Here is a 13,801-nt window from a genome sequence, read left to right on the forward strand (position 1 = left end):
TTTTCGTATCAAATCCAAGCATTTTTAAAGACTTTATGGCATACTAGATTTATCAATGAAAAAGAGGTAAACTCATGGAACAATTTTTAGAAAATATTAAAGATCTTGAAGTGACAACTGTTGCTTGTGCTCAAGAGGCTCTTGATAAAAAGGAAACTGCAACATTCTTTATCGGTCGCAAGACTTGTCCTTACTGCCGAAAATTTGCTGGTACGTTGGCCAGTGTTGTAGCCGAAACTAAAGCTCACATCTATTTCATTAATAGTGAAGAACCAAGTCAACTTGATGCTTTGCAAGCCTTCCGATCACGTTACGAAATCCCAACTGTACCAGGTTTTGTTCATGTTGAAAATGGTGAGATTAAGGTCCGTTGTGACTCTTCAATGTCAGCTCAAGAAATCAAAGAATTTGCAGGATTATAAAAACCACTCGATTGAGTGGTTTTTTGTTTTCTAAATTAATACTTGTTGAGCAATTCTTGGACCATTTTATGTAATTCTTCAATCCTTTCAGCCTGCTTCTCGACTAAATGTCTTTGCATAACCAATTCATTTTGTATTTCGTCCAATTTGCATTCTTCATTTGAATTTTCTTTAACAAAAAAATTAGTTAAGGCGCTTGTCAGCATCCCTATCGTTCCTATACCCACTAGCATTAAGATTATTGCTAACCATTTCCCAAATATCGAACTTGGGACTATATCACCATATCCAACAGTTGTTACTGTAACAACAGCCCACCAAAGACTATCTGAAAAAGACTTCTCCTCTACAACTGATAAGATTGAGCTTCCAACAAATACAATAAATACATTGACATATAAGATATAAAGCAAGCCATTCGTTCGCAATAATTTACTAGCTTTTCTTTCTAATTTTCCACTTAAACCAATTATTCTTAATAACCTTGTAAGTTTAACTAATTTTGTCAATTTTGCTAAACGAAAAATACGTCCCAAACGGAAAACTGTAAAAATAGCATTTAATGGAAGAATTGCTAATAAATCAAAAACATTATCAATAATGAAACGAAATTTATCTTTACTAGTAAAGAACCGCCATAGATAATCCACTATAAAAACTATCCAAATCATTAAATCAATAATATTGTATGGAGGATTATCCAAATCTATAACATCCATAAATCCAAAAATAACCAGCACCACAGAAATCAATGCCAATAATAATATGGTGGTGTCATAGTAATCTGCAAATGTCCAAGTCTTTTTCAATTTATATTTCTCCATTATAATTCTTATGAATTTATTATAACATAAATTAAAAATTTAATTTTTAGTAAAAAGAACACCTCTTGGTGTTCCTTTTTATATATCCGTTAAGGTTGTTGCAGTATCAGGAGATGTATCGTAAACTTGAAAATCCACTCCTACTCCTAGGTCTGCTTGAGCTAACTGATTGACCATGGTCATGTGAGCCAGCTCCTTGATATTGTTTTCTTTGGACAAATGCCCAAGGTAGATTTTCTTAGTTCGATTTCCCATTGCACGAATCATGGCCTCAGCTCCGTCTTCGTTAGAGAGGTGGCCAAGGTCAGATAGAATCCGTTGTTTGAGTCGCCAAGCGTAAGATCCTGCTCGTAAGATTTCCACGTCGTGGTTGGACTCGATGAGATATCCATCCGCATTCTCGACAATTCCTGCCATACGGTCACTAACATAACCTGTATCCGTCAGCATAACAAAGCTCTTGTCATCCTTCATAAAACGGTAGAATTGCGGAGCGGCTGCATCATGACTCACACCAAAACTCTCAATATCAATATCTCCAAAAGTTTTGGTTTTCCCCATTTCAAAGATATGTTTTTGAGAAGAGTCAACATTGCCTAGATATTTACTATTTTCCATGGCTTGCCAAGTCTTTTCATTGGCGTAAAGATCCATGCCATACTTACGAGCTAAAACCCCAACACCGTGAATATGGTCAGCATGTTCATGCGTAATCAAGATAGCATCTATATCTTCCGGTTTTCGATTGATTTCACCCAGTAAACTTGTAATTTTTTTACCAGATAAGCCCGCATCTACTAAAATTTTTTTCTTGGGGGTTTCTAGATAAAAGGAATTTCCACTAGAACCCGATGCTAAAATACTATATTTAAAGCCTGTTTCACTCATTCTAGTCTTCTACTTCATCCTCCCATACTTCTTCTTTTACAGCATCATTATCATAAGGAAGAACAATGGTAAAGGTAGATCCCTTACCGTATTCACTCTTGGACCAGATAAATCCATTGTGCTGTTTGATGATTTCTTTTGCAATTGCAAGACCTAAACCAGTACCACCTTGTGCACGGCTTCTAGCCTTATCAACTCTATAAAAACGGTCAAAAATCTTCGGCAAATCTTCTTTAGGAATCCCAAGTCCTTGATCCGAAATAGATAAAATCATCTGGTCATCAGTGGTTTTCATACTAACCGTAATTTTACCACCATCTGGAGAATATTTGATAGCATTATTTAGAATGTTATCGATTACCTGAGTCATCTTATCTGTATCAATCTCAATCCATACTGATGTAATCGGATAATCTCGAACCAACTCGTATTTTTTTTCTTCATCCTGCGCTCGCATCTTGTCGAAACGATTAAGGATAAATGTGATAAATGCTGTAAAGTTAATCAACTCAACATCTAAATGACTGGTTGCATTATCAATACGCGAAAGATGCAAGAGATCCGTTACCATTCGCATCATGCGGTTGGTCTCGTTTAGAGATACTTTGATAAAATCAGGAGCAACAGGATCATATAATGCTCCCTCATCCAAGGCCTCCAGGTAAGATTTTACACTGGTCAAAGGAGTTCGCAATTCATGACTAACGTTTGAAACAAATAGTCTTCTCTCGCGTTCTTCTTTCTCTTGTTCAGTCGTATCATGTAGGACTGCTACCAAACCAGAGATAAAGCCAGATTCTCTACGAATCAAGGCAAAACGCACACGCAAGCTGACGTACTCCCCATTTACATTTTGGGAATAAATCATCAATTCAGGACTTTGAGTGATCAAATCTCTGAGTTCATACTCATCTTCAATCTTGAGCAACTCTAAAATGTTCTGATTGAGCGCATCATCGCTTTCAACCCCAAGTTGTCTTTTAGCCATATCGTTAATCATAGTGATTTGACCACGACGATTGGTTGCTAAGACTCCATCTGTCATATAAGACAAGATACTATGCAGTCTCTTACTCTCTTGCTCAAGATTCTCCTGAGTTAAACGAATGACTTCTGATAAATCGTTAAGATTATTGGTAATATTGGTTATTTCAGAATTTCCTTGCATATCCAATACCTGAGAATAATCACCAGCAATTAAATCTTTAATCTTTTGGTTTAACTGTTTGAGTCGGATATTATCTCTACGGCCTTCAAGTAAGAGAAAGCTGACAAGCATGATAAAACCAATTAAGATTAGCACAAAGACAAAATCTCTTGTCAGAATTGTTTGTTTAATTATATCAATCATTATTTCTCATATAATAACCCACACCACGACGAGTTAAGATATATTCAGGTCTACTTGGTGTGTCTTCAATCTTCTCACGTAGACGTCTAATGGTAACGTCGACAGTACGAACATCACCAAAATAATCATAACCCCAAACAGTCTCAAGGAGATGTTCACGGGTAATAACTTGACCAAGATGAGAAGCTAAGTGATGCAACAACTCAAACTCTCTATGAGTTAAGTCTAATTCTTCTCCGTATTTTTTCGCTACATAAGCGTCTGGCAGAATCTCTAAATCTCCAATTTTAAGACTTTGTAGTTTTGTATCTTCTTCTTGGTTATCCACTGCTATTAACTCAGTACGACGAAGAAGAGCCTTCACACGCGCTTGTAGCTCACGGTTTGAAAATGGTTTTGTCACATAATCGTCCGCACCAAGTTCAAGACCGATAACCTTATCAAACTCACTATCTTTGGCTGAAAGCATGATAATCGGAACACTACTTGTCTTACGAATCGTTTTAGCAACTTCCAGACCATCAATCTCTGGAAGCATCAAGTCCAAAATAATAATATCTGGTTTTTCAGCTTCAAACAATTCAATCGCTTCACGTCCATTAAAGGCTGTCACAACTTCATAGCCTTCCTTGGTCATATTAAACTTAATAATATCTGAGATTGGTTTTTCATCATCTACAATCAATATTTTTTTCATATAGTCACCTTTTTCCTTGTATCAATTATACCAAAAAAATACAAAGAAGACACGAAAGACTAGTGTTGTCAGCATTTTTTTGAATACTCTTGCCAAATTTTTTGTTGAGGTTTTGCTAGTGGATAGAGGTCAAACTCTTCAGGAGTTAACCAAACTACCTCTTTATCACAATATTCTTTGCTATCAACTACTTGCCCGGATAGGATTCGTACATGCCACTTTCGATGGCTAAAGACATGTTTCACTTCTTCAAAATGAGTATCCTGCCAGTCAACCTCTAAATCATAATCCTGCTCAAAACTGTCTTGAGGTGATGGACCGAATTGCAGTGATGCTTCAGAAACCTGATTAAAGAGATTTAACTCTTCTTCGTCTTTTGAAAATTCATCTACCTCAATCAAGGGAAAATGCCAAAATCCAGCGAGTAACTTTTCACTTTCATTCTTTTCTAGTAAAAACTGTCCTTTAGCATTTTGAACAACTAAGGCATTTAGATAAATGGGAACGGGTTTTTTCTTTGGCGCTTTAATGGGATAGCGTTCCATTGTTCCATTTTGATAGGCAGCACTATAATCCTTAATTGGACTATCTTGAGGTCTAGGATTGACCGGTGCTTCAATATCTGAACCTAAATCCATCAAAGCCTGGTTAAAATCACCTGGACGTTCTGGATCAATCAAAATTTCCATCATGGCTTGAAATATCTTTCGATTACTTGGTTTACCAATGTCGTGATTGACCTCAAATAAACGAGCCAAAACACGCATGACATTCCCATCAACTGCAGGCTGTGCTAGATTAAAGGCTATACTTGAAATAGCTCCGGCTGTATAGGGACCTATCCCTTTCAAGCTTGAAATACCTTCGTAAGTTGTAGGAAACTCTCCATTAAATTCGTTCATAATCTGCTGAGCTGCTGCTTGCATATTACGAACACGCGAATAATATCCAAGACCTTCCCACGCCTTTAATAAGTCCTCTTCAGGTGCAGTTGCTAAACTCTCTACAGTTGGAAATCTTTCTAAAAAACGTTCATAATAGGGAATAACTGTATCAACTCTAGTCTGCTGCAACATGATTTCAGAAACCCAGATATGGTATGGATTTTTGCTTCTTCTCCAAGGTAAATCTCGTTTATTTTCATCATACCAGGCTAACAGTTTTTGACGGAAAGAGAGAATTTTCTCCTCTTCCCACATGTTCACACCGTATTTTTCCAAATCTAACATATATCTAGTATAGCATATCCTTCTAGGATACTCAAAAAATGAAAATTGTCCTTGTTTTGGTATCGGCTCTCTTATCATACCTGACTATAAGTCATATCTCTACTCTTTCTGTTATTTTCTACCTTTTTTTGATATAATGACTTTTAAATGAATCTTTAAAGGAGATATCCATGCGTTTTAATCAATTTAGTTATTTTCCCGTTACAAACCAAGAAGCCCTGCAAGAATTATCTGAACTGGACTTCAAGTTTGATCAATCAACTTCAGCAAAAGAACAGTTTGAAGCATTTGTTAGAACTTGTTTTTTTAATTACAAAAATACGGATTATCCCCTCACTACTTTAGCAGTTGATAAAGAAACAGATTTACTCACTTTCTTCAATTCAGACCGTGAATTGACAGCAGAAGTCTTCTATACTGTTGCCTTTCAATTGCTTGGATTCAGTTACTTAGTTGACTTTGAAGATGGTCTTGCTTTTCATAAAGAAACAGCTTTCCCAATCGTTTACGGAGATTTAATCGACAATCTCTACCAACTTCTAAATACACGCACTAAAAAAGGTAACACTCTTATCGATCAGTTAGTTAGTGATGGTCTTATTCCTGAGGACAATAACTATCACTACTTCAATGGCAAGACTTTGGCAACCTTCAATACTACCAATGTCATTCGTGAGGTCGTTTATGTAGAGAGTCGTGTTGATTCTGACAAGGATGGCCTACCTGATATCATCAAGGTAAACATCATTCGTCCAGCATACAATGGAAAGATTCCAGCTGTCATGACAGCCAGTCCATACCACCAAGGAACCAATGATAAAGCAAGCGATAAGGCTCTTTACAAGATGGAAGCTGAGCTAGCAGTCAAGGAACCACATGAAATTTCATTAGAGCAACCGACATTAGACTTAGTTGAACCGGTTGGCGAAGCTGAGCTAGTTCCAGAAGCTGAAGAAAAGCTCACTCATATCAATAGCAGCTACACACTTAATGATTACTTCCTTCCAAGAGGTTTTGCCAATATCTATGTATCTGGTATTGGTACCAAAGATTCTCAAGGCCTAATGACCAATGGAGACTATCGACAAGTTGAAGCTTATAAAAATGTCATTGATTGGCTTAATGGTCGTTGTCGTGCATTCACAGACCATAGTCGTAAGCGTCAAGTAAAAGCTGACTGGTCAAATGGTAAAGTCGCAACTACTGGTCTTTCTTACCTAGGAACAATGTCTAATGGTCTTGCTACTACAGGAGTTGATGGTTTAGAGGTCATCATTGCTGAAGCAGGTATTTCTTCTTGGTACAATTACTATCGTGAAAATGGTCTTGTGACGAGTCCTGGTGGTTATCCAGGTGAGGACTTCGATTCATTAGATGAATTAACTTATTCTCGCAATCTCCTAGCTGGTGACTTTATTCGTGGAAACGAGGCTCATAAAGCATCCATAGAAGAACTTAAGAAAAATCTAGATCGTAAGACTGGGGATTACAATCAATTCTGGCATGACAGAAACTACCTGCTCAATGCCCATAAGGTCAAAACCGAGGTTGTCTTTACCCACGGTTCGCAAGACTGGAATGTGAAACCACTTCATGTCTATCAAATGTTCAATGCTCTGCCTAGCCACATTAAAAAGCACCTCTTTTATCATAATGGTGCCCATGTGTATATGAACAACTGGCAGTCTATCGACTTCCGTGAGTCTATGAACGCCCTTTTGACACAAAAATTATTGGGTCAAGAGACTGACCACCAACTTCCAAGAGTCGTTTGGCAAGATAATACTAATCCACAAACTTGGATGTCTCTTGATGATTTTGGAAATCAAGATGATCATAAAACTTTCACATTAGGTACTGAGGAAAATGTCATTCAAAACCATTATCAGGACTCAGACTTCGAGCGTTTTGGAAAAACCTACCAAACCTTTAACAATGAACTCTATCAAGGTAAGGTCAACCAAGTTACTATTGATCTTCCAGTGACTGAAGATCTTCATCTCAATGGGCGTGTTAAACTAAACCTTCGTCTCAAATCAAGCACTAATAAAGGCTTGTTATCTGCCCAACTTCTCGAACTTGGTCAAAAGAAATATCTACAACCTTATCCTGCAGTCTTGTCTGCTCGTGCTATTGATAATGGTCGTTACCATATGCTGGAAAACCTTTGCGAGCTACCATTTAGCCAAAATGCACAGCGTGTGATTACCAAAGGATATCTCAATCTTCAAAATCGACACGATTTATTGAAAATTGAAGAAGTTAAACCCGATGAATGGATGGAATTCCAATTTGAATTGCAACCAACAATTTACAAACTAAAAGAAGGCGATACTCTCCGTCTCGTTCTATACACTACTGACTTTGAAATTACTGTCCGTGACAATACAGACTATCGATTAACTGTAGACCTTGCGCAATCTAGTCTTGAAATCCCCTATCAACAGTAATTAGTGAATCAGAAAACCCGTGATAAACAGATCACGGGTTCTTTTATTCTTATTTTTTTTCTTCGGCTTGTTTCTTCATTCTCGCAAGTCTCAAAGCTCTATTTGGATTGAGGCGATTAAAAAGTTCTTCTAATTTCTTTTCATTCCAGACGTCTGCAGCAGAAACAAAATTTCCATCAGCATCTCGGAAAGATATTGGTTTATCACCCATAGCTATCTCCTAGTCTACAAATTCAAACTCAAATTTACCGATACGAACTAGATCTCCATCTTTGGCACCACGAGCACGAAGAGCTTCATCAACTCCCATACCACGCAACTGACGAGCAAATTTCATAACAGACTCATCACGGTCAAAGTTAGTCATGTTAAAGAGTTTCATGAGTTTTTCACCTGAAAGAACCCATGTAGCATCGTCATCACGACCAATCTCAAATGGTTTTTCTTCCTCATCGAAGCCATAATACGCTTCTTCTTCCATCTCTGACTCGTCATAAAGAAGGAATTCTGGAGTCTTATCAAGAAGTTCAGCTGTTGCATCTAGTAAAGGTGCAAGACCTTGCTTAGTCAAACCTGAAATTGGAAAAATGGGCGGTAAATCTTCAAACTCATCATAATTAGCAGCTATCTTTTTCTTAAATTCTTCGAGATTTTCTTGACTCTCTGGCATATCCATCTTATTAGCAACAATAATCTGTGGACGTTCCATCAGACGAAGATTATAAGATTCAAGTTCCTTATTGATAGCTAGATAATCTTCGTAAGGATCACGTCCTTCACTAGCTGACATATCGATAATGTGCAAGATAACGCGAGTACGCTCGATATGACGCAAGAACTGAGTTCCTAGGCCGACACCTTGACTAGCACCTTCAATCAATCCAGGAAGGTCTGCGACTGCAAAGGAATCCCCTGATTGAGTACGCACCATTCCTAGATTGGGAACGATTGTTGTAAAGTGGTAAGCACCAATCTTTGGTTTAGCAGATGTGATGACACTAAGTAAAGTTGATTTTCCAACAGAAGGGAAGCCAACTAGACCAACGTCAGCAAGGATTTTTAGTTCTAGCTGCAATTCACGTTCCTGACCAGGTTCCCCGTTTTCAGAAATCTCAGGAGCAGGATTTTTAGGTGTAGCAAAGCGAATGTTTCCTCGACCACCACGGCCACCGTGAGCTACGATAAATTCTTGCCCATTCTCAATCAAATCTGTAATGATTTTTCCAGTCTCAGCGTCACGCACGGTTGTTCCTTGAGGCACACGGACAATCAAGTCTTCTGCTCCTCTACCATGCATTCCTTTTGTCATTCCTTTTTCACCTGATTGGGCTTTAAAATGACGATTGTAACGGAAATCCATTAGAGTACGCAAGCCTTCGTCTACTACGAAAACAACGTTACCTCCACGTCCTCCATCACCGCCCCAAGGACCGCCGTTAGGGACGTATTTTTCTCGGCGAAAGGCAACCATACCATCGCCACCATTACCAGCCTTCACTTTAATCTTGGCTGTATCTAAAAACATACTCATATTCTTTTCTCACTTTAAAAAGGGCTGGGAAATCCCAGTCACCTAACTCATTGCTAATCAATAGAATAACTAAGAATGACTAGCTTTTTAGAATCTGCTAAATACACCAATGGCAGTAGCAAAGATACCTGCCAATGTTACAAATAACATCACTAAAACGACAAACATTGTTAGTTTTTCAAAGAACGTTTTTTTACGTTTACCATTATCACCGAATGCCATGTTTTCTCCTTTACTCTAATACTCTAATATTAATACTCATCAGATACAGGAGCGATTGCCCACAAGATCAAGTAAGCAATAAGTCCTGCACCATAACAGAAAGCCAAAACTCCCCAAATAACACGTACGATTGTAGGGTCAATATCAAAATAATTAGCTAAACCAGCACATACACCACCGATTTTTTGATCTCTACCACTTCTCATAAATTTCTTTTTCATATTTTTATTTCCTTTCTTTGATTAGATTAATCGTTTAGATATTTTCTTAAATTTCTTAACTGTTTTCTAGAAGCTTTTAACATACGCTTGGAACCTTTAACTGGCACGGTAACTGCTCGTTGAGGGATATAAAAGACTGTTTTTAAAATACGATTTGTAACAGGTTCTTCGGATGTCATTTCTCTTGCAAAATTATTTGAAATAATGACATCAAGATAGAATTCATGAACTCTTTTACCGAAATTCTCAGCTGAAATTTCATATAATTTTTCAGCTAAATGTTTTTCATCCATTGAAGGAGTTACAAGCATTGCCTCTAGGATGGCTCCCGCTAAATCCCCTTCCTTGTAATAAAGAGTTCCAAACATTTTATCGTTGATTAGATTATCCAGATAGGGATTACCATGGGCAATGACAGGCGTTTTACTAGCTAAACTTTCTAGATAAGTCAAACCCTGGGTCTCACTTGTCGAAGCTGAAATAAAGAAGTCTGCCGCCTTGTAATAGAGCGCTGTTTCACTCGGAGGAATCATACCTGTAAAGATAACAGAATCTTGAATTTGTAAATCTGACGCTTGCTCCTTGAGATTTTCCAGATAAGGACCATCTCCAGCTACGACTAATTTAACATTTTGCTCTTCTTTTAAAACATCCGGTAGGGCTGCAAGAACTGCTTGAATATTCTTTTCGTAAGACACACGGGAAAGACTCAGAAGCATCTTTTCGTCATTCTTGATACCTAGTTTATCTCGTAGGTCACTAACATGTTCTGGTCCAATCTCAGGTCGTTCAAACTTAGCAAGCTCAATACCTGTAGGAATGACACGCTTTTCAACTTTTACCTTATAATCAGATAAAAGGTCACGCACGATTTCACTCGGACAGATAACCCCATCAACATCATGCAGAAAACCTCGAACAAGATATTTGACCATACTAGGACGAATCAACATCCCCTTGGCAATATAGTGAACATAATCTTCGTACTGGGTATGATAAGTATGAATAACTGGAATTTTCAATTCTCGCGCAATCCAGATACCCAACAAACCAAGAGAAAATTCTGTCTGCGTATGAATGATGTCTAACTGATATTGTTTTGCAATCTCAAGAGCTTTGGTAAATCCACGGTAAGCGAAACGACGGTCTTTAAAGGCAAAGAAAGGGACGCTTGGAATACGGATAATCTGCCAGTCTTCATAACGATTGACATCCTTATCAGTTGTTGTAAAGATAAAGACTGCATGACCTTGCTTTTCAAGCTCTGTTTTTAAGGTTCGAATGCTAGTTGCAACACCCGACACCTGTGGGAAATAAGTATCTGTAAATAATCCAATTCGCATATACTACCTCATTTTTTTTCCTAAAGCCGCTTGCTCCCGATAAAATTTAAGCCAGATTTCAAGAAGATGCTCCTCTGAGTATTCTCTTGAAATAGCCTTAGCCTTTTCTTTCAATTCTTTTAATGCTTCTGGATGCTCACGATATTCCAAAATAGCAGACTTCATCTCATCCACATCAGCAGTTGGTCTATAATTTCCATCTAGAATGACTTTGTATAGATCCAAATCACGAAGCATAATGGGAGCTTCACAACTTGCAGCTTCTAAAATAGTCATCGGAAAGAGCTCATTATAGCTTGGAAGCAAGAATAAATCAGCCAAGGCATAGAGTTCTCTCATCCGTTCTGGCTCTACAATCCCAGGGAAAATCAGATTTTCTGGAGGATTATCCATGATTTTTTTATAGCGTTCATAACCATCGGTAATCCCACCAAAAGAGAAGCCTCCAGCCCAAATAAAGGTGATGTCCGGTAGTTCCTCAGCAAGAGTGATGAAATCATCAATTCCCTTACGTTTCTGAACCTGCCCAGCTCCTACTACTACAAATTGATTTTCACCCAACCCCATATCTTGACGAAGTTGACTTACTTTTTCTGCAGAAAGTGGGTGCCATTTTTCTTTGTTAACAAAGTTAGGAATATAGGTCACCTTTTCACGAGGAATACCAGCTGCAACCAAATCTTCGATGAAAGTAGGATTGACTACAACCAGATGTTCCATACGGTCATAAAAAGAAAATACATAGCGTTTGACAATTCCCTTTAAGAAAAATGGAATCTTCAAACTGCCCTCTAAGGTATCAGGCAAGAAGTGGACATAACCAATTCTACGACCAGAACGCTTCTTTTGGAATGTTGACAAATAATATGGAATATCAATTGTATGAAAATGAGTAACATCAGCTTCAACAGGAAGATTTTCAGTTACGATTAATTTGTCTTTCGCATCTCGTTTCAAAAGTTGCACAAGTTCACGGTAGGCACCAGAAACACCTTGTCCCGCAACCTTTTCACTGGAACTTAGCATGTTGATGCGTAATTTCTCTTTTTCCATACTATCCATTATATCATTTTCTTGAAAGAAAATCAGCAAATTAAAAGAGAGATAGCATAAAATGTAGGGACTTTCCTAACACTTATACTATTTCTCTTTTTTATATATAAATCTACTTAATTCCTAAAGCAATGCGAGCATAGCGACTCATTTTTTCAACAGTCCACGCTGGATACCAAACTAATTTTACTTCCGTATTGGTAACCTCTGGTACATCTGTCATAGCATCATAAATCTGATCAGTTAAAAGATCTGCCAAAGGACAACCCATTGTAGTCAAGGTCATATCGATTTCAGTTTCACCTGTTTCTCCATCAAAACGAATTTCATAAATCAAACCAAGATTAACGATATCAATACCCAACTCAGGGTCTATTACTTCTTCTAATGCAGATAAGATTTTCGTTTTAATAGTTTCAATTTGCTCTTCTGTATAAGCCATGTTCAATCCTCCAATCTTAATCTTCGATAAAGTCACGAAGTGGTTTGCTTCGGCTCGGTTGACGAAGTTTTCTCAAAGCTTTTGCCTCGATTTGACGAATACGCTCACGAGTAACATTAAAGACTTTCCCAACATCTTCTAGAGTGCGCATCTTACCGTCATCAAGACCAAAACGAAGACGCAAAACATTTTCTTCACGGTCCGTCAAGGTGTCTAACACTTCATCCAATTGCTCACGCAAGACGATACGAGTTGTATAGTCAACCGGATTTTCAATCACTTCGTCCTCGATAAAGTCACCAAGATGACTATCGTCCTCTTCACCAATAGGCGTTTCAAGAGAAACTGGTTCTTGCGCAATCTTTAAAATTTCACGAACCTTGTCAGGTGTCATATCCATACGTTCAGCAATTTGTTCAGGAGTAGGATCTTGTCCCAACTCTTGAAGAAGGTTACGCTGCTCACGAACAAGCTTATTAATCGTTTCTACCATGTGAACTGGGATACGGATGGTACGAGCTTGGTCAGCAATAGCACGTGTAATAGCCTGACGAATCCACCAAGTTGCATAAGTTGAGAATTTGAATCCTTTTGAATAGTCGAACTTATCAACGGCCTTCATCAAGCCCATATTTCCTTCTTGAATCAAGTCAAGAAATTGCATGCCACGTCCAACGTAGCGTTTTGCAATAGATACAACCAAACGAAGGTTTGCTTCAGCTAGACGTTGTTTGGCTTCGATATCTCCCGCTTCCACAGCAAGAGCCAACTCTTTTTCTTCTTCGTTTGTAAGAAGAGGGACAACACCGATTTCCTTCAAGTACATACGGACAGGATCATTAACCTTGGCAGAGGTAGAACCAATCAAATCCTCATCACTAAGCTCTGGCTCTTCTTCTGTACTTAAGACACGTTCACTTGGGTTTCCTTCGTTATCAGTGATTGCAATACCTGCATCTTGAATGCGTTGCAAAAGATTTTCAATGCCTTCTACATCAAGAGCAAAAGGAATTACAAGGACATTGTTAATTTCATCATCTGTCGCAGTACCAGTTTTTTTATGGTTACGAATAAACTCTGCAACTTGGACATCAAAGGTTGTTACTTCTTTTTGTTTTTTTGCCATTC

15 protein-coding genes are annotated in these 13,801 nt (G+C 38.0%); 2 read left to right on the forward strand and 13 right to left on the reverse strand.

Annotated elements, in window-relative coordinates; translation table 11 throughout:
* Positions 1-74 precede the first annotated feature (74 nt).
* Positions 75-422 (forward strand): DUF6568 family protein, encoded by a 348-nt coding sequence (locus tag NGI26_RS04340; RefSeq protein WP_251936517.1) that lies wholly within the window; start codon positions 75-77, stop codon positions 420-422.
* A 35-nt stretch (positions 423-457) separates the two neighbouring features.
* On the opposite strand, the gene NGI26_RS04345 is transcribed toward NGI26_RS04340, so the two are convergent.
* From NGI26_RS04345 to mutY, 5 genes are all read right to left on the reverse strand, one after another.
* Positions 458-1,231 carry a potassium channel family protein gene (locus tag NGI26_RS04345; RefSeq protein WP_251937204.1) on the reverse strand — a complete coding sequence of 258 codons (774 nt, stop codon included), beginning with the start codon at positions 1,229-1,231 and terminating at the stop codon, positions 458-460.
* A 93-nt stretch (positions 1,232-1,324) separates the two neighbouring features.
* On the reverse strand, positions 1,325-2,134 hold the full coding sequence (walJ, locus tag NGI26_RS04350) for an exodeoxyribonuclease WalJ (RefSeq protein ID WP_251936520.1): 810 nt from the start codon (positions 2,132-2,134) through the stop codon (positions 1,325-1,327).
* Position 2,135: 1 nt separating this feature from the next.
* A complete protein-coding gene (gene vicK / locus NGI26_RS04355) occupies positions 2,136-3,485 on the reverse strand; it encodes a cell wall metabolism sensor histidine kinase VicK (protein ID WP_251936523.1) in 1,350 nt (449 codons plus the stop codon).
* Complete coding sequence (yycF, locus tag NGI26_RS04360) at positions 3,478-4,182, reverse strand: response regulator YycF (protein ID WP_251936526.1); 705 nt, start codon at positions 4,180-4,182, stop codon at positions 3,478-3,480. Before yycF ends, vicK begins: the two co-directional genes overlap by 8 nt.
* Before the next feature lie 68 nt (positions 4,183-4,250).
* Complete coding sequence (mutY, locus tag NGI26_RS04365) at positions 4,251-5,411, reverse strand: A/G-specific adenine glycosylase (protein ID WP_251936530.1); 1,161 nt, start codon at positions 5,409-5,411, stop codon at positions 4,251-4,253.
* Positions 5,412-5,581: 170 nt separating this feature from the next.
* Between mutY and NGI26_RS04370 the strand changes: the two genes are divergently transcribed.
* Positions 5,582-7,861, forward strand: a complete 2,280-nt coding sequence (locus NGI26_RS04370) for a Xaa-Pro dipeptidyl-peptidase (protein ID WP_251936534.1) — start codon at positions 5,582-5,584, stop codon at positions 7,859-7,861.
* A 49-nt stretch (positions 7,862-7,910) separates the two neighbouring features.
* Here NGI26_RS04370 and NGI26_RS04375 read toward each other — a convergent pair whose 3' ends face one another.
* The 8 genes from NGI26_RS04375 to rpoD all read right to left on the reverse strand — a co-directional run bounded on the left by NGI26_RS04375 (position 7,911) and on the right by rpoD (position 13,799).
* The gene (locus tag NGI26_RS04375) at positions 7,911-8,072 is read right to left on the reverse strand and encodes a hypothetical protein (protein WP_049495146.1); all 162 of its coding nucleotides are present in this window, start codon (positions 8,070-8,072) and stop codon (positions 7,911-7,913) included.
* Positions 8,073-8,081: 9 nt separating this feature from the next.
* The gene (obgE, locus tag NGI26_RS04380; RefSeq protein WP_251936537.1) at positions 8,082-9,392 is read right to left on the reverse strand and encodes a GTPase ObgE; all 1,311 of its coding nucleotides are present in this window, start codon (positions 9,390-9,392) and stop codon (positions 8,082-8,084) included.
* Positions 9,393-9,479: 87 nt separating this feature from the next.
* Positions 9,480-9,614 carry a DUF4044 domain-containing protein gene (locus NGI26_RS04385; RefSeq protein ID WP_045615867.1) on the reverse strand — a complete coding sequence of 45 codons (135 nt, stop codon included), beginning with the start codon at positions 9,612-9,614 and terminating at the stop codon, positions 9,480-9,482.
* Between the two features lie 29 nt (positions 9,615-9,643).
* On the reverse strand, positions 9,644-9,835 hold the full coding sequence (locus NGI26_RS04390; RefSeq protein WP_052689745.1) for a PspC domain-containing protein: 192 nt from the start codon (positions 9,833-9,835) through the stop codon (positions 9,644-9,646).
* A 26-nt stretch (positions 9,836-9,861) separates the two neighbouring features.
* Positions 9,862-11,178: a glycosyltransferase family 4 protein gene (locus NGI26_RS04395; RefSeq protein WP_251936540.1), complete on the reverse strand. Its 1,317-nt coding sequence runs from the start codon at positions 11,176-11,178 to the stop codon at positions 9,862-9,864.
* 3 nt (positions 11,179-11,181) lie between these two features.
* Positions 11,182-12,231, reverse strand: coding sequence for a glycosyltransferase family 4 protein (locus NGI26_RS04400; RefSeq protein ID WP_251936543.1), 1,050 nt, complete (start codon positions 12,229-12,231; stop codon positions 11,182-11,184).
* Positions 12,232-12,343: 112 nt separating this feature from the next.
* A complete protein-coding gene (locus NGI26_RS04405) occupies positions 12,344-12,673 on the reverse strand; it encodes a metal-sulfur cluster assembly factor (protein WP_251936546.1) in 330 nt (109 codons plus the stop codon).
* 16 nt (positions 12,674-12,689) lie between these two features.
* The gene (gene rpoD / locus NGI26_RS04410) at positions 12,690-13,799 is read right to left on the reverse strand and encodes an RNA polymerase sigma factor RpoD (protein WP_214262015.1); all 1,110 of its coding nucleotides are present in this window, start codon (positions 13,797-13,799) and stop codon (positions 12,690-12,692) included.
* Positions 13,800-13,801: the final 2 nt, after the last annotated feature.

The sequence above is a fragment of the Streptococcus sp. Marseille-Q0941 genome (genome assembly GCF_943736975.1).
In the GTDB taxonomy this organism is placed as follows: Bacteria; Bacillota; Bacilli; order Lactobacillales; family Streptococcaceae; genus Streptococcus.